This window comes from Azospirillum agricola (assembly GCF_017876095.1).
Lineage (GTDB): Bacteria > Pseudomonadota > Alphaproteobacteria > Azospirillales > Azospirillaceae > Azospirillum > Azospirillum agricola.
In genome coordinates, this window is the sequence record NZ_JAGINM010000009.1 from 200,472 (window position 1) to 221,545 (window position 21,074).

Genomic DNA, 21,074 nt, shown 5'->3' on the forward strand with positions numbered 1-21,074 from the left:
TTCGGCCTGCTCGACTGTAACGGCCCCACCGCCGGTGGCACAAGCGCCGCAACCGGTGGCGCCGGTTCCGTCGGCGGTCGTGCCGCAGACGGTCAAGGTGGCGCTGCTGCTGCCGCTGACCGGGCCGAGCGCCCAGATCGGCCAGCCGATGCTCGACGCCGCCCAGCTCGCCCTGTTCGACACGGCCGGCGACCAGTTCGAGCTGCTGCCGCGCGACACCAAGGGCACGCCCGCCGGGGCCGCCGAGGCGGCGCGGCAGGCCATCGCCGAGGGCGCCCGGCTGATCCTCGGCCCGCTCTTCGGGGCGGAGGTCGCGGCGGTGCGGCCGGTGGCGCAGAACGCCGGCATCGACGTGCTGGCCTTCACCAACGACTGGACCCAGGGCGGCGCCGGCACCTATGTCATGGGCTTCGTGCCGGGCGATCAGGTCAACCGCGTCGCCGGCTTCGCCCGCTCGCGCGGCGTCACCCGCTTCGTCGCGCTGGCCCCGCGCACGCCCTACGGCGACGCCGTGGTCAGCGCGCTCCAGGCCACCAGCCAGCGGCTGGGTGGCACCGTGACGCAGGTGGAGCGCTACGACCCGGCGGTGCCGGACCTGTCGATCCCGGCCAAGCAGGTGGCGCAGGGGCCGGGGGCTGGCGCCGGCCAGCCGCAGGCGGTGCTGCTGGCCGAGGGCGGACCGCGCGCCCAGGGCATCGCCTCGGCGCTGGCCGCCAACGGGGTGGCGCCGCAGCAGGTCAAGCTGCTCGGCACCGGCCTGTGGGACGACACGCAGGGCGTCGCCGCGCTCGGGCAGGAGCCGGCGCTGGTCGGCGCCTGGTACGCCGCCCCGGCGCCGCAGGCGCGCGCCGAGTTCGAGAGCAAGTTCGAGCGGACCTACGGCCGCAAGCCGCCGCGCATCGCCACGCTGTCCTACGACGCGACGGCGATCGCCGCGGTGCTGGCGCGCACGAACGGGCCGGCGGCGCCGTTCGACCGGATGGCGATGACCAACCCCAGCGGCTTCGAGGGCATCGACGGGCTGTTCCGCCTGACCCCGACCGGTCTGGTCGAGCGCGGTCTGGCCGTGCTGGAAGTGACCCCGAACGGCGCCCGCGTCGTCGATCCGGCGCCGCCGAACTTCGACGTGCTGGGGCAGTAAGGGGCTGTCGTCTCCCTCCTCCGCGCGAGCGGGGGAGGGGTAGGAGACCGCTACCGCCGCGCCGCCAGCGAGGCGAGCTGGAACAGCACCCGCGCGCAGATCGTCTGGTCGGGCATGTTGGTCCGCTTGCAGTCGGCCTCGGCGTCGACCAGCCGTTCCAGCGCCTGACGGACGGCGTTGGGCGACCAGCGGCGGGTCTGGCCGATGAGGCGGCTCTTCAGCTTGAAGAAGACCGGCGGACGGATCGACTCGACGGCGGCCTCGGCCGACTTGCCGGCGGCGATCTGGGCGCACAGCAGTTGCAGGCGCTGGAAATGCCGCTGCGCCCCGCGCAGGATCGGCACCGGCGAGGTCCCTTCGGCGAACAGCCGGGCCAGCGAGCGGTCGAGCGTGACGAAGTCGCCCTCCGCCGCCGCCCAGACCGGTTCATCCATCGACAAGGCGGCGCTGTCGCCGATGCAGGCCTGGGCGTCCTCCAGCGTCACGCGCCTGGTCCCGCCCATGTAGAGCGCCAGCTTCTCCGCCTCGTTGCGCGCGACCATGCGGTCGCCGACGAGGTTGGCGGCCAGGAAGGTCAGCGCGTCGGGATCGGCGGTCAGGCCGTGGCCGTGCAGGATGTCGGCGATGACCCGGCCGAGCGACGCCTCCTCCTCGACGTAGCAGGGGATGGCGGCGGCGGCGTCCTCCCCCTCGAACAGCAGGCGCAGCTTGGAGCGGGCCGACAGGTCGCCCGATTCGACGAGGATCAGGCTGTCGCCCGGCGGCGGGGCGTCGAGGAAGGCGGCGAAGGCGGCGGTGGCGTTGTCCTCGGCGTCGCGCACGCGGATCAGGCGGCGCCCGCCGGTGAAGGACAGGGCGGCGGCCTCGTCGGCCAGCCGGGCCGGGTCGTCGGCGACGGCGCGGCCAAGGAACTCGGCGACGCGGAAGGGATCGGCCAGATCGTCGACCACGGTCTTGCCCAGCGTCTGGGCGCGGTCGCGCACGAGGCCCGAGTCCGGGCCGTAGAGCAGGACCGCCCGGATCTTCGGATCGGGCTTGCGCAGGAAGCCGTCGATCGCCCTGGCTTGCAGCTTCACCGGCGGCCTCCGGTCGATGGGACGCGGGTCGCCGGGTTACGACCCACGGCCGAGATGCATCGCGACGCGGGTCGTGATGTCGTTGGAGATTTCCAGCAACGCCCGGTCATAGGCGTTCTCCACCGTCAGCAGCCCGGCGTAATGCTGCTCCAGGATGTTGTAGCTGATCATCGACCGGGAGCTGGACGCGAAGACCACCTGTCCGTTGGTGGTGTCGGTCAGCCGGTAGGGCGCGTTGACCAGAAGCTGGGAACGGACCGCCGAGGCGTCCTTCTGCAAGGCCAGCTTCTGCTCGACCGCCGTCACGGAGACGTCCAGGCGGTAGCGGGTCTTTTCCGGCCGGCTCGACTCGTAGAAACGGTCGATCAGCAGGTTGCGCAGCTTCTGCCCTTCCCGATCGGGGATCGAGGCGATGTCGACGCTGTGCAGCTTCTCCGACGCTCCGGCCCCGATGCCATGGTCGCCGTAGAGCGGCTGGAAGCCGCAGGCCGCCGTGGCGGTGACGGCGAGGGCGAGAAGCCCCCGCGTCATCACGCGGCCCAGGGCATGGCGCAGGGCCGGGAAGCGGCGGAAACCGCCAAGGTCAGACGACGACATTGATCACCCGGTTCGGGACGACGATGACCTTGCGCACCGGCTTGCCCTCCAGCGCGCGCTGCACGTTCGGGTCGGCGAGCGCGGCCTGTTCGGCGGCGTCCTTGGCCATGTCACGCGGCAGCTCCAGCGTGGCGCGCAGCTTGCCGTTGACCTGGACGGCCATCTTGACGCTGTCCTCGACCACCAGGGCGGCGTCGGCTTCCGGCCAGGGCTCGTCGGTCAGCAGGGTCGTGCGGCCCAGCTGGACCCACAGCTCCTCGGCGAGGTGCGGCATCATCGGGCCGACCAGACGGACCAGCGACTCGAAGCCCTCGCGCAGGACCCAGGCCTCGCCCTCACCCTTGCCGTCCAGCTCGCCGAGCGCGTTCGACAGCTCGCGGACGCGGGCGACCGCCTTGTTGAAGCGGAACTTGTCGAGGTCGTCCGACACGCCGGCGATGGTCTTGTGGACCAGCCGGCGGGCGGCGTCGGCCTTGGGGCTCAGCGTTTCGGGCTTCGGCGCGCCGGCCGGGGGCAGGGCGACGGGCGCCTCGGTGATCATCCGCCACAGGCGGTTGATGTAGCGCCAGGCGCCGTCGATGCCGGCCTCGGTCCATTCCAGGTCGCGTTCCGGCGGGCTGTCGGACAGCATGAACAGGCGGGCGGCGTCGGCCCCGTAGGTGCCGATGATGTGCGCCGGGTCCACCACGTTCTTCTTGGACTTCGACATCTTCTCGACGCGGCCGACATTGACCGGTGCGCCGGTGTCGGCGCGGACCCACTGGCCGGCGTCGTTCCTCGTCAGGTCGGTCGGGGCCAGCCACGCGTTGGTGTCGGCGTCCTTGTAGGTCTCGTGGTTGACCATGCCCTGGGTGAACAGGCCGGTGAAGGGCTCGTCCAGGTTCAGGTAGCCGCAGGTCTTCAGCGCGCGGGTCCAGAAGCGCGAGTAGAGCAGATGCAGGACCGCGTGCTCGATTCCGCCGATGTACTGGTCGACGCCGAGCCAGTAGTCCACCGCGTCGCGGGTGAAGGCGGTGCCCTCTTCCTTGGGCGAGCAGAAGCGGGCGAAATACCAGGACGACTCGATGAAGGTGTCGAAGGTGTCCGTTTCGCGCACCGCCGGTTTGCCGCAGTCCGGGCAGTTCACATGCTTCCAGGTCGGGTGGTGCGACAGCGGGTTGCCGGGCTTGTCGAAGGTCACGTCCTCGGGCAGCACGACGGGGAGCTGCTCGGCCGGGACCGGGACGATGCCGCAGGCGTCGCAATGGATGACCGGGATCGGGCAGCCCCAGTAGCGCTGGCGCGACACGCCCCAGTCGCGCAGGCGGTACTGGGTGGTGCGCTCGCCCTGGCCGGTCGACTCGAGCCGTTCGCCGACCGCCTGCTTGGCGGCCTCGCTGTCGAGCCCGTCGAGGAAGCGCGAGTTGCGCAGCAGGCCGGGGCCGGTGTAGGCGTCGTCGCCGACCGTGAAGGTCGCCGGGTCGGTCCCCTCGGGCACCACCACCGGCAGGACCGGCAGGCCGTACTTGCGGGCGAAGTCGAGGTCGCGCTGGTCGTGCGCCGGGCAGGCGAAGATCGCGCCGGTGCCGTATTCCATCAGCACGAAGTTGGCGACGTAGACCGGCAGCTCCCAGCTCGGGTCGAGCGGGTGGACGACCTTCAGCCCGGTGTCGAAGCCGCGCTTCTCCGCCGTCTCGATGGCCTCCTCGCTGGTGCCCAGCCGGTTGCACTCGGCGATGAACTCGGCGAGATCCGGGTTGGCGGCGGCGAGTTCGGCGGCCAGCGGATGGTTGGGCGAGATCGCCGCGAAGGAGGCGCCGAACAGGGTGTCGGGCCGGGTCGTGAAGACCTCCAGCGTGTCGGCGCGGTCCTTGATGGCGAAGCGGAAGCGCAGGCCGGTCGACTTGCCGATCCAGTTCTCCTGCATGACGCGGACGCGCTCGGGCCAGCGGTCCAGCGTCTCCAGCCCCTTCAGCAGATCCTCGGCGAAGGCGGTGATCTTCAGGAACCACTGCGACAGCTTGCGCTTCTCGACGAGCGCGCCGGTGCGCCAGCCGCGGCCGTCGATCACCTGCTCGTTGGCCAGAACGGTGTTGTCCACCGGGTCCCAGTTGACCCAGGATTCCTTGCGGTAGGCGAGGCCCGCCTTCAGGAAATCGAGGAACATCCGCTGCTCGTGGCGGTAATACTCCACGTCGCAGGTCGCGATCTCGCGGTCCCAGTCGATCGACAGGCCCATCGTCTTCAGCTGGCCGCGCATGGTCGCGATGTTCTCGCGGGTCCAGCTCGCCGGATGGGTCTTCTTCTCCAGCGCGGCGTTCTCGGCGGGCAGGCCGAAGGCGTCCCAGCCCATCGGGTGCAGGACGTTGAAGCCCTTGGCCCGCTTGAACCGGGCGATCACGTCGCCGATGGTGTAGTTGCGGACGTGGCCCATGTGGATGCGCCCCGACGGGTAGGGGAACATCTCGAGGACATAGTATTTGGGCCGCGAGGCGTCCTCGCGCGCGGTGAAGCAGCCTTGGCTGTCCCACGCGCTCTGCCACTTCGCCTCAGTTTCCTTGACATTGTAACGCGACATGGACGCGACGCCGTTTTCCGTGTGTGCCGATCAGCTTGAAATGCGGGTGCCGCCGCGCGTCAGCGCGTGGCGGCCGCCTGCGAGACGCGGAGCTGGCGGGCGCGGGTCAGCACCGCGTCCTCCAGCGTGCCGGCGGTCTCCGGCCCGACGTTGGCGTCGCGCCATTCGCTGCCGTTGCGCTGCTGCTTGAAGACCGAGACGCGCACGCCGTCGGCGCGCAGCTGGCGGTCGAGGATGTAGAGGTTGACCTTGAAGCGCTCGTTCGGCGAGTCCGGCGGGGTGTACCAGTCGGTCAGGATCACGCCGCCGAACGGGTCGGCCGAGGCGATCGGCATGAAGGACAGGGTGTCGAGCGAGGCGCGCCACAGGAAGCTGTTGACGCTGAGGCCGTTGGCGCTGTCCTGCTCGCCGCCGCGCTTGTTCTTGCCGAACAGGTTGAGCCCGCCGTCGGTGCCGAGCAGGCTGCCGAACTTGTAGTCCTTGTTCTTCATCTGCTCCTCCACCGTCTCGGTCTTGCCGCCCCAGCTGGAGCAGCCGGCGACGGTGACGGAGGCCGCGAGCAGGACGGGGACAAGGCGAAGTGCGGTCAAGCGGCGCATGGTCGGAAACCCGGATCAGACAAGAGGGCACCGTGCGCCTGGTCGCGCGCGGAATGCCGGTGAAAAGACCATAAATGGACGGGCCGGCGCAACAGCGGAAGCGGGCGCCGGGCCGTTGCGCGCTGACTCGGTGTGCGTTGCGGAACGGCCATTCCCAGTGTGCTCCGTGCGACACACTGTCCCCCCAATGCAGCATTCCGCCCGATTTGACGCTTGCTGGCTCGGGCCGGGGTGCGTACGAAAGTCTCAGCCAGGACGTCAACCAGGCTGAAACATCTGCTGCCAGGATGGAGGCAACTATCATGAACCGTTATCTGCTGGCCGGCTCCGCCGCCGTTGCTCTCGCTCTCGGTGCTGGCGCTGCCAACGCCCAGGCCAAGTTCGATGTGAAAGTCGGCGGCGACTTCTACTTCGAAGGCGGCTACGTCGACCAGGACCTGGACACGGGCCTCCGCTCGACCGAGTTCACCAACCGGATGCGCATCAACATCATCCCGTCCGCCAAGGCCGACAACGGTCTGGAGTACGGTGCCCGCCTGCGCTTCCGCGCCGCCAGCGGCCAGAACAACGGCCGCACCACCGACGCCGACCGCGCCTACCTCTTCGCGCAGGGCACGTTCGGTCAGGTCCGCCTGGGCGTCCAGAATTCCTTCAACGACGAGACCTACGTCACGGCTCCGCAGGACTACCTGCCGCTCGGCATCTATGACGGCGTCACGTCCTACCTGAACCTCAACACCGACATCGCTGCGAACACGTCGGGCAACACCCTTCCGGGTCCGGCGCAGATCAACGGCAGCCTGATCGGCCAGTCGCTGGTCGTCGAGAAGAACGCGACGAAGATCGTCTACTTCTCGCCGCGCTTCGCCGGCCTGCAGCTGGGCGCCAGCTACCTGCCGCGCAACGACAGCTCGCACACCGACGTGAACCGCGCGAAGGTGACCGGCACGGTCGCCGGCCAGTTCAACACCACCTTCCAGGATCTGGTCGAGGTTGGCGCGAACTACAACAACACCTTCGGTGGCGTCTCGGTGAAGGCCAGCGCCGGCTACTTCTGGGGCCAGGCCGCCGACAACGTCACCGTCGCCGGTGTGTCGTCGAACTACAAGGACCTGAACGCCTGGCAGGTCGGCGCCCAGCTGGGCTACGCCGGCTTCAGCGTCGGCGGCAGCTACGTCGATTACGGCAAGTCGGGCCAGAACGAGCGCGCCGGTTACTTCACCGAGAACACCCGCAGCTGGGTTGTCGGCGTTCAGTACACCACCGGCCCGATCGTCGTCGGCGCCAACTACAAGAACGGCAAGGACGCCGGTTCGCTGGCCGTTGCCGGCGAGCGTGAGCTCCAGGTCTACGAAATCGGCGTCGGCTACACCGTCGCTCCCGGCCTGACCCTCCAGGCCCAGTACGACTACTTCAAGGCTGACAGCGACCTGTCGACCGCGGCCGTTGACCGCGACGACAAGGGCAACGTCGTCATCCTGCGTTCGGTCCTGGCGTTCTAATAAAACGTCCGGCAACGGAACAGGAAAGGGCGGTGGCTTCGGCCACCGCCCTTTTTTTGTGCCCAATCTTTGCACCCATCGCCTGTTCGGTGGGCAGTGAATGTGCTGTTTTTGCGGCAGTGCCATAATAGTGTTGTATATCAACGGGTTATCTGTGTGTCGTCAATGCCACTGTGTGGCGTGAGGGAGTGTTTCATGACACTTTGCCTCTTGCCTGCGGAAACGGGGCGCGGTTAAGTCAAAGTCACAAAGACAACCGCTCGACCCCGCAACAGGGGTGCCTGCCTAAAAGGATGGACAATCCATGAAGCGTTCTCTCGTTATCGGCTGCGCCGCCGTCGCCCTCGCGGCTGGTTGCGGCTCCGCCTCGGCCCAGTCCAAGTTCGACGTCCTGCTGGGCGGCGACGCCTTCTTCCAGGGCGCCTATGTCGACCAGGACCGCGACCAGGGTCAGCGCACCACCGAATTCTCCAACCGTCTCCGCCTGACCATCACCCCGACGGCCAAGGCTGACAACGGTCTGGAATACGGCGCCCGCCTGCGTCTGCGCGCGGTCGGCAACGGCAACAACCGCACGACCGACAACGACCGTGCGTTCATGTTCGTCAACGGGTCCTTCGGCTCGATCCAGGCCGGCGTGACCAACGGCCTGTCGGACGACTCGGGCATCATCGGCCCGAACCCGGACGGCATCGAGGGCTCGCCCGACGGCTTCGTCACCACCTTCTACACCTTCCCGGGCCTGGCCGGCGCCGGCGCGCTGCCCTACGTCATGGGCAGCCTGCGCACCCTGGAGTCGGGCGACGCCAGCACCAAGCTGGTCTACCAGACCCCGACCTTCGCCGGCTTCAAGCTGGGCGCCGCCTACACCCCGGTGATGGGCAGCAGCAACACCAACGTCAACCGCCAGAAGAACACCACCAACTACCGGGACGTCGGCGAAGTCCAGGCCACCTACACCGGCGCGTTCGGCGCCGTCGCCATCGAGGCGAGCGCCGCCTACCAGTTCGGCAAGGCCGACTTCAGCAACACCGAAGACCTGTCGTCGGTCCACGCCGGCCTGAACGTCGGCTTCGGCGGCTTCAAGATCGGCGGCAGCTACGCCTTCAGCGGCGACAGCGGCTACGCCAAGGGCGCGACCGGCATCGACGACGCGCAGGTCTGGATCGTCGGCGTCAACTACACCACCGGCCCGCTCATCCTGGCCCTCAACTACACCGACGCCAAGGGCATCGACAGCAACTACTTCGGCGTCAACGCCCGCACCCACCTGTGGCAGGCCGGCGTGACCTACACCGTCGCTCCGGGCCTGACCACGGGTCTGGAATACAGCTATTTCGACAACAAGGTTGGCACGCTCAACAACGATGCCAATGTGTTCCTGTGGGACACCCGCTTCGCTTTCTAAGCGATCGGTTCCTGGCAGCACAAACGTGGGCGGCGGAGCAATCCGCCGCCTCTTTTTGTTTCGGGCCGCCCTTGCCCCAGGGCGCCCGTCGGGCGGTTCGGCCGGGCCGGATCACGGCTTCTTCGGCGCGGCCGCGTCGGTGTCGCACATCATCAGCAGGACCGACGTCTCCATCGGCACCCAGACCATCAGCAGGCGCCGTTTCTCGCGGTCGGCGAGGAAGACGATGGTTTCCGGATCGACCACGGCCTTGGGCTTGACCTCGCCCACCAGATAGCCGGTCCGCCCGAAGCCGATCATCGTCCCCTGGAAGATGCGGTCGAGCCGCGTCTGGTCGTCCTTGGCGACTTCCCAGCCGAATTGCTCCTGGCGCACGCAGCGGCGGCCGTATTCGCCGATGATCCTGCCCAGATAGTCGCGGTAGGTGCCGTCGTCCGTCAGCAGGTAGGCCGGTTCGCCGAAACGGACCTGGGCCATCGGCGAGCCCTGCATCGTCTTGGACTGGGCCGGCTTCGCCGGCTTGGCCGGAGCCGTCGCCTTTGGGGCCGCCTTGCCGGACTCCTGGGCCAGGGCGGGGGCCAACGCGGGGGCCAGGGGGGAACCGGCGGCGACCAGGACCGCGAACAGGGCGGGCAGGAGGGGGCGGAACGGGCTCCGCATGCGGAGGTCTCCTCGGACGTGCGTCGTGTTGGGATGCTTGCGTTTCCCAGGCCTGTCGGCTACCACGCCGGACGGTCCCCTGTACACCGGGACCGTCCAGATTGAGGGCCGCCATGACGCCGACGCAGGGCATCGAACCGCCGCATTCCTCACCCGATCCCGCCGCGACGGGCGTCACCGGGCGCCTGGCCGAGGTGCGGCGCTCCATCGCCGCCACCGCGTCCGCCTGCGGACGCGCCGCGGACGCCGTGACGCTGGTCGCGGTGTCGAAAACCCACCCGGCCGAGGCGGTGGAGGAGGCGCTGGCGGCCGGCCAGCGTGTCTTCGGCGAGAACCGCGTGCAGGAGGCCAAGGGAAAGTTTTCCGCCCTGAAGGCCCGTTTCCCCGACCTGGAGCTGCATCTGATCGGCCCGCTCCAGACCAACAAGGTCAAGGACGCGGTCGCCCTGTTCGACGTGATCCAGACGCTGGACCGCCCCAGGCTGGCCGAGGCGTTGGCCGAGGAGATGGCGAAGACCGGCCGTCGGCCGCGCTGCCTGATCGAGGTCAACAGCGGCGAGGAGCCGCAGAAGGCCGGCATCCCGCCGGCCGGGGTCGAGGCGTTCTTGGCGGATTGCCGCGACCGCCTCGGGTTGCCGGTCACCGGTCTGATGTGCATCCCGCCGGTCGACGAGGAGCCGGCGATGCATTTCGCCCTGCTGTCGGAGATGGCGCGGCGCCTCGGTCTCGCCGAGGTCAGCATGGGGATGAGCGGGGATTTCGAGACCGCGGTCCGCTTCGGCGCCACCCATGTGCGGGTCGGCACCGCGATCTTCGGGGCGCGGCCCTACCCGGCGGCCTGAGCGGCCCCGTCCGGCAATTGCGGGGCCGGGACGCTCAGCGCGCTTCCCGGTCCGCAGTCCCTCAGCAGGCGCAGCAGGTCGTCGAGGGCGAGCGCGACGCAGCCCTCGGTCGGCGTCCAGCCCGGCCGCGCGACATGCAGGAAGACGGCGCTCCCCCGGCCCGGAACGACCGGGTCGTCGTTGTGCCCCATCACCACGATGACGTCGTAGACGCCGTCCTCGCGCCACAGCGCCTCGTGGCTGGCGGGGTAGGGGCGCGTGACCGGACGGTTGTAGGCTGGGTCGCCGGGGGCGTCGCACCAGCCGTCGTCGGCGGCGATGGGCCGGGCGGGCAGCCCGGTGTCCGGCCGTTCCAGCCGGTCGCTCCGCCACAGGACGCGGCGCAGCGGAAAGCGGCCGACCGGCGTGCCGCCGTCGCCCTCGCGCTTGTCGGCGCGGATGCCGCCACGGCCCAGCGCGCAGCGGACACGGCCGCCCGGCCAGACCAGATGACCGTCCGGCTCGACCGCGATCTCGACCGGACCGCTCACCCCGACACCCGCAGGGTGGGGGCGGCGGACTGCGCGGCCTTGCGGGATTGTTCGTACTTGGCAAGGTTGCGCATCATGGTTTCCGACAGCGTGTCGGGAGACACGGCCGGGATGGCGCCGGGAGCGGCGGCGTTGCCGTTGGCCGGCGGCGCCGGGTTCCCATTCGCGGCGGGCGCCTGCCCGGCGGCTTGGGCTTGGGCCTGGGCCTGAATCTGGGCGTTCGTTCCGGCATTCCCGTGGGCAAGTCCCTGGGCGCTCACCGGGACGGAGCCGGGCAGCGGGGCGGTGAATTTCGGAACGCTGTGCTTGACCATCGTCGAGCTGGCGAGCGGGGTGTCGCGCGGCGGCATCTTGCCGGGAGGGGAGAACGCCCCGTGCGCCGATCCGGCGGCGAGCTGGGCGGCCAGCGACGGCGCCCCGGCTTCAGCCCCGGCGGTTCCGGTGGCGCCGGGCTTCACGGGTTGCCCGGCCGCCGCCGCGGGGAATGCCGGCGTTGCGGCCGTCTGGACGGCCTGCGGCCCTCCACGCAGCTCCACGGGGGAGCCGGCGGTGGCCGGCCCCCCCGCGGCGGCCGCGACGGCAACGGAGTCGGTGGGATGGGCATCGCCCCCGAAGCCGAGCGACGCCATGATCTGGTCGCCGATGTCCTGCCCCTGGGCCTCCTCCACCACGGCGTTGGCGATCGCCGTCATGCCGCCCAGCGGGCCGCCGTAGAGGATGCCGCCGATCACGCGCGATGAGGGCTGGATCGTGTCGCCGGTCAGGTTCCGGTAGATGGTGTTGACGATCGGGATGTGCTGGAGCGGGTTGATGACGTCGAGGAAGTCCCAGAAGGACATCTCGCCCCGGATCTCCACCCCGCCGCCCATGTGACCATCGTTGATGATCGGCGACGGCCGCTCGCGCGGCGCCGTGCGTTGCGCGGCGCTGCTGTCGATGGTGGTGGCGTCGATGGCCATGGGCGGTCTCCCGGCGCTGAGGTCACCCGTCGGACAAGCAAGCCTTGTGCCAGCCTTGACGCCGCGACGGGCGGTCCTTTCGGTCCCTCCACCCGGAATCCGATTCCGGTCCGCCGGCCCGGGGGCCGCTTCCGGGCGGAGGGGCGGCAAGAACTGCCGGGGCGGGGTGCGATTCCTGCCCGCCTCCTTCCGGCGGCCGGGCCGGCCGGAACCAGGCTTCAGAACATATGGCCGCTGCGTTCCGCCTTGGTGCGGAGATAGCCTTCGTTGTGGCCGTTGGCCGGGAAGATGTGGGCGACGCGCTCGACCACCGCGATGCCGCAGCGGGCGAGCTGGCGCAGCTTCTCCGGGTTGTTGGTCATCAGCCGCACCGAGCCGAAGCCGAGCTGGCGCAGCATCTCCGCCGCCGGCAGATAGACGCGCTCGTCGGCCTCGAAGCCGAGGATCTCATTGGCGTCCACCGTGTCGAACCCCCGGTCCTGGATGCGGTAGGCGCGCAGCTTGTTGACCAGCCCGATGCCGCGGCCCTCCTGGGCGAGGTAGAGCAGCACGCCGCTGCCCTGCCGGGCGATCTCGGCTATCGCGCCGCGAAGCTGGTCGCCGCAGTCGCAGCGGAGGCTGCCCAGCAGGTCGCCGGTGAAGCATTCCGAATGCAGGCGGGCCAGCACCGGCTGTTCGGGGTCGGGATCGCCGATGACGATGGCGAGATGCTCCGGCCCGCCGTCGGCCGGGCGGAAGGCGTAGATGCGGGTGTCCTCGGCTCCGCTCAGCGGCACCCGCGCGTCGGCGACGCGGCGCAGCGTGCGCACGACATGGACGCGGTAATCGGCGACGTCGCGGGCGCGGACCAGCAGCAGGTCATGCTCGGCCGCCCACTCGTCGGCGCTGGTGCCGGGGTCGGGGACGTCGGCGGTGATGGCGGCGGGCAGCAGCCGGGCCAGCCGGGCGAGGTCGACCGCCGCCGCCTCGCGCGTGCCGGACGGCATGGCGGTGGCGGTCAGGCCGGCGGGCAGGGTGGTGGCGTCCGGACGGTGCTCGGGGTCGGCCAGCGCGTGCGCCTGATCGGCGGTCAGCCCGCCGGCGCAGCCCAGCCCGACCACGCCGGGGGCTGCCCCGCCAGGGGCGGCCACGCCCGGCGCCTCGTCGCCGTCCTCGACCAGCCCCAGCACGATGGCGCGGCGGCGGGTGACCGCGAGGCTGGGGGTGCCGCCGGTCAGCGCCTTGAGCCGTTCCACCGCGTCGATCGGCACGGATTCGACGGACACCGCGGCGCCGACCGTGCCGTCGGCGGTCTCGATGGCGACCACCTCGCCCCGTCGGAGAGCGGCCAGCGCACGGTCCACCGCGCGCACGGCGGCTTCGTCGATCGTGGGAACGGTGTCGGTGCGGCGTTGGGCGTGCATCTTGCGGGGTACTTCGTGGCGAAAGGCGGAAGATGGTGCGGGCGGCGGGCGAAGCAAAGCGCAGGAGGCGCGCCCCTGTCCAGCGTTTCCCGCGCGCCACTCCGTTGCCGGAACCGCAACGATCCCCGTGACGCGGTCGTGGTTCCGACGAACGGGCAGTGCCCGCGGACCGCCGCGTCGCGCTAGGATGGAGAAAAACAGCGAGGGAGCGTGTTTCCGTGACGACGAGCGACCCACCGGATCCGCAACGGCCGGTTCCGCAGGCCCAGGTCCTGCATGTGGTGTTGCCGGCCGGCCTGCCGCCCGGCTCCTACAGCCTGCGCATGGTGGAGGCGCTGCGCTCGGCCGGGCAGGGGATGACCGTCCACGCGCTGCCCGGCCCGCACCCGCAGGTCGATCCGTCGGCCATCCTCGCGGCCGACGTCGCGCTGTCGCGCCTGCCCGACGGGGCGCCGGTGCTGATCGACGGTTCGGCGCTGGCCAATCTGGCGGCGACCCTGCCGACCGACGACCGCCGGCTGCGCTTCACCGCGCTGGTCGACCGGCTGCACTGGACCGACGACGGGTTGAGCCCGGAGGAGGCGACGGCGCGCCGCCATCTGGAACAGGGGGCGCTGGCCCTGATGCGCCGGGTCGTGGTGCCGGACGCCGCCGTCGCCGCCGCCGTCGCCGAGCTGGGGATTCCGCCCGACCGGGTGACCCGCGCGGAGGCCCGGGAGGAGGAGGTGCCGGCGCTGTTGACGCAACTGCCCGGCTTCGCGGCCGGCGCGGTGCCGCGTGAGGGCGGCGCGTGACGACGACGCGTGGCGACAGGGACTCGGGCGCCATGCTAAGGTCCCGGCCTTTCCGACGGTCCGGTTCCGTGCCCCCATGACGCCTCCCAAACGCATTCTTCTGGTCGATGACGACACGGCGCTCCGCCAATCGCTGGCCGAGCAGCTCCGTCTGCTGGAGGAGTTCGAGACGGCCGAGGCCGGCGACGGCGCCGCGGCGCTGGAGGCGGTGCGGCAGGGAGGGGGCGGCTTCTCCGCGATCCTGCTCGACGTCGGCCTTCCCGACATGGACGGCCGCGACGTCTGCAAGCTGCTGCGGCGCGCCGGGGTGCGCTGCCCGATCGTCATGCTGACGGCGTCGAGCACCGACGCCGACACCATCCTGGGGCTGGAATCCGGGGCCAGCGACTACATCGCCAAGCCGTTCCGGCTGGGCGTGCTGATCGCGCGGCTGCGCGCGCAGCTCCGCCAGTTCGAACAGAGCGAGGACGCCGTCTTCGCCATCGGCCCCTACAGCTTCCGCCCGGCCGCCAAGCTGCTGCTCGACGAGGCGGCGAACCGGAAGGTCCGGCTGACGGAGAAGGAGACGGCGATCCTCAAGTACCTCTACCGGTCCGGCGATCTGGTCGTCGGGCGCGACACGCTGCTCGGCGAGGTGTGGGGCTACAACGCCGGGGTCACCACCCACACGCTGGAGACGCACGTCTACCGCCTGCGCCAGAAGATCGAGCGCGACCCGTCCAACGCCGAAATCCTGGTGACCGAGCCCGGCGGCTACCGTCTGGTGCCGTAGGAGCCGCCCTTGCAGCCGCCGGTGCCGCGCCCGGCGATGGTGATCTCGCCGGCGTAGCCCGGCCAGCGGCGGCGTTCGCGTTCCAGCGCCGGGGGGCGCTTTCCCGGGCTTCCCCACAGGCCGCGGCCGCGCGGCACCACCGGCAGCAGGCGCAGCTTGCGGCCGACGATGGCGAGCCGGCGGCGCCAGTGGCCGACGATGTGCGCCGACACGCCGACGCGCCGGGCGATCTCCTGGTCGGACAGCAGGGCGCTGCCGGGATCCTGCAACAGCTCCAGCACGGCGCGCCGCTTGTCGCCGCTGGTGTGGCGGGAATGCTTGCGCTCCAGCGCCTTGCCCATGTCCCACAGCTTTTCCGCCGTGTCGCGCGCCAGGCTGCGCCAGCGGTCGGCCTCGTCCCTGTGCCGGTCGCTGTCGCCCGCCGCCTTGTCGAGCTGGCGGCGCAGGGTGGCCAGCTCCAGCTCCAGGTCGCGGACCTGGCGGCGCAGCCCCTGGACGATCTGGTCGGGCGGCGGCGGCTGGGCCGGGGCGGCGGGGGTGACGACGATGGCGGGGTCGGGAGCCGGACCCGCCGGGTCGGAGGGGCGCGCCCGCTCCGCCAGATCGCGGAAGGAAAGGCCGGCGCGCGACAGCATGATCCGGGCCGCGCGCAGGGCGGACAACGCCTCGCCCTGATGCTCCGACTCGGCCATGGCGAGGACTTTGGCGAGCTTGTCTGGGTCCATCCGTCGTCGGGTCCGTCGTCGGGTCCGGCGGCGCATCCCGGGGCGAGGGGGCGGCCGCAAGAAGGGAGCCGCGCAGTGCGCGACCACCGGCACGCTACCACATCTTATAGGTTCGGACACACGCCCATCGTGGGGGCGCCGGAGGAGAAGGGAGGCGATCGATCGGGGAGGAGGGGTAGGAAAGCCTCCCATCGGCGCTTAGGCCGTTCGGGTGGTTTTTGCTCGACTTAGGTCACTGGCCTCGCCAACATGGCGCCGAAATGACCGCCGGAACCACGACCACGCCCGCCTCGGCGACCACGCCCTTCACCGTCCGTTTCTGGGGCGTCCGCGGCAGCATCGCGTCCCCGGGGCCCGGCACCGTGCGCTACGGCGGCAACACCGCCTGCATCGAGGTGCGCTGCGGCGACGCCCACATCGTCTTCGACTGCGGCACCGGCATCCGCCCGCTCGGCGAGTTGCTGGCGCGCGGCGGCCCGGTGGACATCGACCTGCTGCTGACCCACAGCCATCTCGACCACATCTGCGGGCTGCCCTTCTTCGCGCCGGCCTTCAACCCGGCCAGCCGTCTGCGTCTGTGGGCCGGGCACCTGCCGCCCGAACGGCCGTTCCGCACCGTGCTGTCGGACATGATGACGGCGCCGCTGTTCCCGGTTCCGGTCGACGTCTTCCAGGCCGACTGCGACTTCCGCGACTTCTCGGCCGGCGAGACGCTGGACCTCAAGCCCGGCGTGGTGGTGCGCACGGCGCCGCTGAACCACCCGGACGGCGCCACCGGCTACCGCATCGAGTTCGGCGGGCGCAGCGTCTGCGTGCTGACCGACACCGAGCATCCGGCGCAGGGCCGCGACCCGGTCCTCGTCGAGCTTCTGCGCGGCGCCGACCTGATGGTCTACGACAGCACCTACACCGACGCCGAATACCCGGCGCGGGTCGGCTGGGGCCATTCGACCTGGCAGGAGTGCCTGCGGCTGGCCGAGGCCGCCGGGGTCGGCCGCGCGGTGATCTTCCACCACGACCCCGCCCGCACCGACGACGAGCTGGACGTCATCGCGGCGGAGGCCGAGGCGGTGCGCTCCGGCTCCCTCATCGCCCGCGAGGGGATGGAATTGGCGGTCTGACCCCGGCCAAAGCCACGCTTACCCTTTGATTCCGGTTGATTCGCCGCCGTCGATTCGCAGGGCGGAAACCCCTTGGCCGTGTCGTTCGCGTCACACAGCCCGGATGTCACGGGGACCTCGTGTGACAATTCTGCTAGAACTGCGCCGCGCAACCGTGTGGGGAAGCTCCGGGGGGAAGCGATGCGGTCGATCCTGCGTGCCGTCATTCACCATGCCGCCATCCGTCGTCTTGCCGTGCCGTGCCTGTTCGCCGTCGGGCTTGCCGGCTGCGCCACCGCGCCGGACGGCGCCGCCGGGCTGGGGGAGGGACCCCGCTCCATCGTGCTGACGCACCCCAGCGGGGAGACCGTCGCCGTCACCTACTGGCGGCCGGGCGGCTACGACGCCGACGCGCTGCGCGAGATCGCCATCCTGTTCCGCGACCGCCGCAGCGGCGAGACGATCCCGGTGGATCCGGCGCTCGTGGACATGCTGGTCGAGTTGCGCCGCCGCACCGGCGCGCCGCCGGAGGCGCCGATCCGCATCACCTCGGGCTACCGTTCGACGGCGACCAACGCGGCGCTGGCGCGGACGAACGCCAACGTGGCGGAGAACTCCTACCACATGCGCGGGCAGGCGGCGGATTTCTCCATCCCCGGCGTGTCCCCGGCCCGGCTGGCCGAGGAGGCGGCGGCGATGCAGCGCGGCGGCTACGCGCTCTACCCGCACACCGGCCACGTCCATGTCGACACCGGGCCGTTCCGCACCTGGACGCCGAAGAGCGGCGGCGAGCCGCGCGGCGTTCCGGCGACGCAGGAGGCCAGGGCTCAGGCGCGCAACCGCAACCCGGCGCGGACCCCGGCACGGGTCGAGGTGGCCGAGGCGCCGGTGGCGGCCCTGCGTCCGGCCGGCAAGCCGGCGCCCGAACGCCCCGCCGCCAAGCCGTCGCTCGCCAAGGCCCCGGCGCCGCCCGACCTGTCGAAGGTCCGCATGGTGCTGGCGCAGCTGAAGGACCAGCCGGCGCCTGCGGGCAAGGACCGGAAGAAGAACTGAGGGGATGGGCACGCCGTCCGCGTGCCCGCCCCGTCACACGTCGAGATCGACGATCACCGGCACATGGTCGGACGGCTTGGGCTCCCAGCCGCGGGCGTCGCGCAGCACGCGCTGGCCGCGCAGGGCGTCCTTCAGCGGCGGCGTGACCCACACATGGTCGAGGCGCCGGCCGCGGTTGGACGCCGCCCAGTCCTTCGCCCGGTAGCTCCACCAGGTGTAGAGCTTCTCGTCGGGCGGCACGAAGTGGCGCATGGCGTCCACCCAGCCGACCGAGTTCTGCATCGCCGTCAGCTTTTCCACCTCGATGGGCGTGTGGGAGACGACGGACAGCAGCTCCTTGTGGCTCCAGACGTCCTGCTCCAGCGGCGCGATGTTGAGATCGCCGACCAGCACCATCCGGCGGTCGGGCGACCGTTGGGTGCGCAGCCAGTCGGTCATCTCGTCGAGGAACTGGAGCTTGTGGGCGAACTTCTCGTTCACCGCCGGGTCGGGAATGTCGCCGCCGGCCGGGATGTAGACGCTGTGCAGCTCGATGCCGCCCGGCAGATGGGCGAGCGCGTGGCGGCAATCCTGCTTGCCGCACCAGTGCTGCACGTCGTGCGACTCGAAGGGCAGGCGCGACAGGATGGCGACGCCGTTGTAGCTCTTCATGCCGTGGACGTGGGTGTGGGCGTAGCCGCGCTCGACGATGGGCGCCAGCGGGAAGTCGGCGTTCACCACCTTGGTTTCCTGGAGGCAGATCACGTCCGGCCTCTCCTCCTCCATCAGGCGGAAGAGGAGATCCAGACGCATGCGGACGGAATTGATGTTCCAGGTCGCGATGCGCATCGGGCGGCTCAGCCGATGGTGAGCGTCAGGGTGCCGACGCCCTCGACCGCGCCGGTCAGCACGTCGCCGGCCACCACCGGGCCGACGCCCTCCGGCGTGCCGGTGTAGATCAGGTCGCCGGGCTGAAGCTCGACGAGGCCGGACAGGTAGGAGATCGTCTCCGCCACCGACCAGATCAGGTCGGACAGGTCGCCCTTCTGGCGCAGCGCGCCGTTGACCGAGACGGTGATGGCGCCCTTGTCCGGGTGGCCGATGTCGGCGACGGTGCGGATGGCGCTGCACGGGGCCGACTGGTCGAAGCCCTTGCCCATGTCCCAGGGCTTGCCCTCCTTCTTCGCCGCGTTCTGGAGGTCGCGCCGGGTCATGTCGAGCCCGACCGCGTAGCCGAACACATGCTCCAGCGCCGTGGCGACCGGGATGTCGCGGCCACCCTTGGCGATGGCGACGACCAGTTCGATCTCGTGGTGCAGATTGGCGGTCTTGGGCGGGTAGGGGGTGGTGGCGCCGTCGGCGACGATGGCGTCGGCCGGCTTCAGGAAGAAGAAGGGCGGCTCGCGGTCGGGGTCGGCGCCCATCTCGCGCGCGTGGGCGGCGTAGTTGCGGCCGACGCAATAGATGCGGCGCACCGGGAACGGATCGCCGCCCGTCACCGGAACGGAGGGCTGGGTCCACAGGGGAATGGCGTAGGCCATGGCAGCGGCTCTTTCGCGTTGGGAACGTCGGAGGAACGTTTCCAACAGGTAACCTGAAAGCGCGCGGCGGACCAAGCCTCTCCGGCGCGCGGAACGCGCGGGGCTGGGACGCGGGGACGGCGTGCAATCCGGAAGCGGGCCGATTCGGAAGGCCGGACACGAAGACGCCCGGTCTGGGGGGGACCGGGCGTCGGAAGCTCCGTTTACGGAACCCGCTTGCGGCAGGGGAAACCGTGCGGCGGGCGATCGTTTCCGTATTCGGGCACGATCACTTCTTGACTCTTCAAGATGGAGTTTGTTTGGTGGGCAACCAATGCGTATAATGCATGTCAGATATGCATCGACCGTGGACTGTGCGGTTCTTGCTGACAAAGATACCCCTTGGCCCCATTTTATCCGTTGATCCGACAGTTTCTTGAAAGATGGCACAAGCGGTGACTGACAACGAGCGTTCCACCCCCGCCGACCGGCGTTCGCGCCTGCGCCCCGGCAAAAACGGCAAGCTCGCCCTTGGACCCCTTCCCGAGCTCGTGGGCTACAACCTGCGCAAGGCTCAGGTGGCGGTGTTCCAAAGCTTCCAGACCGCCGTTTCCCCCCATGACATCACGCCCGGCCAGTTCGGCGTGCTGATCATGATCCGGGAGAACGAGGGCCTGTCCCAGTCCGACCTCGGCACGGCGGTCGGCATCGACCGCTCGACCATGGTGGCGGTGATCGACCGGCTCGAGTCGCGCGGTCTCGTGGTGCGCGCGCCCTCGCCCAACGATCGCCGCTCCTACGCGCTGCGCCTGTCGCCGGAAGGCCAGTCCCTGATGGACGAGCTGATCCCGCGCATCCAGGCGCACGACCAGGGCATGGTCAAGGATCTCTCGCCGGAAGAGCAGGTCCAGTTCATCGACTTCCTCCGCCGGGTCTCCCGCGCGAAGTGACGCCGAAGGGCTGAGGCCGGTCTGGGTGCGATGAAGGGGAACCGGCCCGGCGGGCGCGGTTCCCTTTGTCGTGTCCTGATGGATGCGTCCCGCTTCAGCGGCGGACTTAGCGGCGGACTCAGCGGCGGACGCGGCGCTGGGCGTGCTCGACGGCGGCCGACCCGAAGGCGCGCAGCAGGGCGGCGGACAGCGGATCCTCCCAGAAGCGCCACTCCGGGTGCCACTGCACCGCCAGCGCGAAGGAAGGGGCGGCGGTGACGCGCACCGCCTCGACCAGCCCGTCCTCGGCCACCGCCTCGACGCTCAGCCCCTCGGCCACCCGGTGCAGCCCCTGGCCGTGCAGCGAGTTGACGGACACCGACTCCGCGCCGTTGGCGAGGCCGGACAGCAGGCCGCCCGGCGTCAGCCGCACCCGGTGGGCCGGGCCGTACTGTTCGGGGAGCGGCGCCGTCTTGTCCTCGCGGTGGTCGTTCAGGCCGGGCACCTCGTGCAGCTTCTGATGCAGCGACCCGCCGAGCGCGACGTTCAGCTCCTGGAAACCCCGGCAGATGCCGAGCAGCGGCACGCCCATCTCCAGCGCCGCCAGGATCAGAGGCAGGCTGGTGGCGTCGCGGTCGGGGTCGTGCAGGGTCCCCGGCTCGCTCGGCTCGCCGCCGTAGCGGTGCGGCTCGACGTTGGACGGGCTGCCGGTGACGAGCAGGCCGTCGAGCCGCCCGACCAGATCGTCCATGTCGAGCGCGTTGCCGAGGGCGGGGATCAGAAGCGGCACGCCGCCCGCCCCGTCCGACACGGCGCGGACATACTTGTCGCCGCAGACATGGAAGGGGTGCTCGCCGAGCTGGCGGGTGCAGGCGGGGATGCCGATCAGGGGCTTGAGCATCATGAACGGGAACCTCCGGTGGCCGCG

21 protein-coding genes are annotated in these 21,074 nt (G+C 70.6%); 9 read left to right on the plus strand and 12 right to left on the minus strand.

What is annotated here, in order from left to right:
* The first annotated feature begins 55 nt into the window (after positions 1-55).
* Positions 56-1,141 (plus strand): penicillin-binding protein activator, encoded by a 1,086-nt coding sequence (locus J2847_RS15775; protein WP_325169421.1) that lies wholly within the window; start codon positions 56-58, stop codon positions 1,139-1,141.
* A 50-nt stretch (positions 1,142-1,191) separates the two neighbouring features.
* Here J2847_RS15775 and holA read toward each other — a convergent pair whose 3' ends face one another.
* The 4 genes from holA to J2847_RS15795 are packed head-to-tail and all read right to left on the minus strand — an operon-like array spanning position 1,192 to position 5,970.
* Positions 1,192-2,217, minus strand: coding sequence for a DNA polymerase III subunit delta (gene holA / locus J2847_RS15780; protein ID WP_209779861.1), 1,026 nt, complete (start codon positions 2,215-2,217; stop codon positions 1,192-1,194).
* Between the two features lie 36 nt (positions 2,218-2,253).
* Positions 2,254-2,814 (minus strand): LPS assembly lipoprotein LptE, encoded by a 561-nt coding sequence (lptE, locus tag J2847_RS15785; RefSeq protein ID WP_233474556.1) that lies wholly within the window; start codon positions 2,812-2,814, stop codon positions 2,254-2,256.
* A complete protein-coding gene (gene leuS / locus J2847_RS15790; RefSeq protein ID WP_209779862.1) occupies positions 2,801-5,371 on the minus strand; it encodes a leucine--tRNA ligase in 2,571 nt (856 codons plus the stop codon). The genes lptE and leuS overlap by 14 nt, the downstream gene beginning before the upstream one ends.
* Positions 5,372-5,430: 59 nt before the next feature.
* Positions 5,431-5,970 carry a DUF3576 domain-containing protein gene (locus J2847_RS15795; protein ID WP_085555591.1) on the minus strand — a complete coding sequence of 180 codons (540 nt, stop codon included), beginning with the start codon at positions 5,968-5,970 and terminating at the stop codon, positions 5,431-5,433.
* Between the two features lie 302 nt (positions 5,971-6,272).
* Between J2847_RS15795 and J2847_RS15800 the strand changes: the two genes are divergently transcribed.
* Both J2847_RS15800 and J2847_RS15805 read left to right on the plus strand, forming a co-directional pair.
* A complete protein-coding gene (locus tag J2847_RS15800; RefSeq protein ID WP_209779863.1) occupies positions 6,273-7,472 on the plus strand; it encodes a porin in 1,200 nt (399 codons plus the stop codon).
* Between the two features lie 304 nt (positions 7,473-7,776).
* Positions 7,777-8,880: a porin gene (locus J2847_RS15805; protein WP_209779864.1), complete on the plus strand. Its 1,104-nt coding sequence runs from the start codon at positions 7,777-7,779 to the stop codon at positions 8,878-8,880.
* 111 nt (positions 8,881-8,991) lie between these two features.
* Here the strand turns inward: J2847_RS15805 and J2847_RS15810 are convergent, their stop codons facing one another.
* Positions 8,992-9,540: a hypothetical protein gene (locus J2847_RS15810; RefSeq protein WP_209779865.1), complete on the minus strand. Its 549-nt coding sequence runs from the start codon at positions 9,538-9,540 to the stop codon at positions 8,992-8,994.
* 113 nt (positions 9,541-9,653) lie between these two features.
* Here J2847_RS15810 and J2847_RS15815 point away from each other — a divergent pair, with 113 nt between their 5' ends.
* Complete coding sequence (locus J2847_RS15815) at positions 9,654-10,382, plus strand: YggS family pyridoxal phosphate-dependent enzyme (RefSeq protein WP_209779866.1); 729 nt, start codon at positions 9,654-9,656, stop codon at positions 10,380-10,382.
* Here J2847_RS15815 and J2847_RS15820 read toward each other — a convergent pair.
* The 3 genes from J2847_RS15820 to ribA all read right to left on the minus strand — a co-directional run bounded on the left by J2847_RS15820 (position 10,367) and on the right by ribA (position 13,274).
* On the minus strand, positions 10,367-10,912 hold the full coding sequence (locus tag J2847_RS15820; RefSeq protein ID WP_209779867.1) for a L,D-transpeptidase family protein: 546 nt from the start codon (positions 10,910-10,912) through the stop codon (positions 10,367-10,369). The two genes, J2847_RS15815 and J2847_RS15820, sit on opposite strands and share 16 nt — an antisense overlap.
* Positions 10,909-11,871 (minus strand): hypothetical protein, encoded by a 963-nt coding sequence (locus J2847_RS15825; RefSeq protein WP_209779868.1) that lies wholly within the window; start codon positions 11,869-11,871, stop codon positions 10,909-10,911. The genes J2847_RS15820 and J2847_RS15825 overlap by 4 nt, the downstream gene beginning before the upstream one ends.
* A 218-nt stretch (positions 11,872-12,089) precedes the next feature.
* Positions 12,090-13,274, minus strand: coding sequence for a GTP cyclohydrolase II (ribA, locus tag J2847_RS15830; protein ID WP_209779869.1), 1,185 nt, complete (start codon positions 13,272-13,274; stop codon positions 12,090-12,092).
* Between the two features lie 218 nt (positions 13,275-13,492).
* On the opposite strand from ribA, the gene J2847_RS15835 reads away from it, so the two are divergent.
* Together J2847_RS15835 and J2847_RS15840 are read left to right on the plus strand one after the other, a co-directional pair.
* A complete protein-coding gene (locus tag J2847_RS15835; RefSeq protein WP_209779870.1) occupies positions 13,493-14,068 on the plus strand; it encodes a glycosyl transferase in 576 nt (191 codons plus the stop codon).
* Between the two features lie 76 nt (positions 14,069-14,144).
* Entirely contained in the window at positions 14,145-14,840 is a 696-nt protein-coding gene (locus tag J2847_RS15840; protein WP_209779871.1) for a response regulator transcription factor, read from the plus strand.
* Here J2847_RS15840 and J2847_RS15845 read toward each other — a convergent pair.
* A complete protein-coding gene (locus tag J2847_RS15845; RefSeq protein ID WP_209779872.1) occupies positions 14,822-15,565 on the minus strand; it encodes a hypothetical protein in 744 nt (247 codons plus the stop codon). The genes J2847_RS15840 and J2847_RS15845 overlap by 19 nt on opposite strands.
* 260 nt (positions 15,566-15,825) lie before the next feature.
* Between J2847_RS15845 and J2847_RS15850 the strand changes: the two genes are divergently transcribed.
* Both J2847_RS15850 and J2847_RS15855 read left to right on the plus strand, forming a co-directional pair.
* On the plus strand, positions 15,826-16,686 hold the full coding sequence (locus J2847_RS15850; protein WP_209779873.1) for an MBL fold metallo-hydrolase: 861 nt from the start codon (positions 15,826-15,828) through the stop codon (positions 16,684-16,686).
* Between the two features lie 180 nt (positions 16,687-16,866).
* Positions 16,867-17,718 carry a YcbK family protein gene (locus J2847_RS15855; protein WP_209779874.1) on the plus strand — a complete coding sequence of 284 codons (852 nt, stop codon included), beginning with the start codon at positions 16,867-16,869 and terminating at the stop codon, positions 17,716-17,718.
* 33 nt (positions 17,719-17,751) lie between these two features.
* Here the strand turns inward: J2847_RS15855 and xth are convergent, their stop codons facing one another.
* Positions 17,752-18,546, minus strand: coding sequence for an exodeoxyribonuclease III (xth, locus tag J2847_RS15860; RefSeq protein WP_209779875.1), 795 nt, complete (start codon positions 18,544-18,546; stop codon positions 17,752-17,754).
* Between the two features lie 8 nt (positions 18,547-18,554).
* On the minus strand, positions 18,555-19,238 hold the full coding sequence (locus J2847_RS15865; RefSeq protein ID WP_209779876.1) for a fumarylacetoacetate hydrolase family protein: 684 nt from the start codon (positions 19,236-19,238) through the stop codon (positions 18,555-18,557).
* A gap of 434 nt (positions 19,239-19,672) precedes the next feature.
* Between J2847_RS15865 and J2847_RS15870 the strand changes: the two genes are divergently transcribed.
* On the plus strand, positions 19,673-20,167 hold the full coding sequence (locus tag J2847_RS15870) for a MarR family winged helix-turn-helix transcriptional regulator (RefSeq protein ID WP_223677803.1): 495 nt from the start codon (positions 19,673-19,675) through the stop codon (positions 20,165-20,167).
* A 118-nt stretch (positions 20,168-20,285) separates the two neighbouring features.
* Here the strand turns inward: J2847_RS15870 and J2847_RS15875 are convergent, their stop codons facing one another.
* Positions 20,286-21,050 (minus strand): gamma-glutamyl-gamma-aminobutyrate hydrolase family protein, encoded by a 765-nt coding sequence (locus tag J2847_RS15875; RefSeq protein WP_209779878.1) that lies wholly within the window; start codon positions 21,048-21,050, stop codon positions 20,286-20,288.
* Positions 21,051-21,074: the final 24 nt, after the last annotated feature.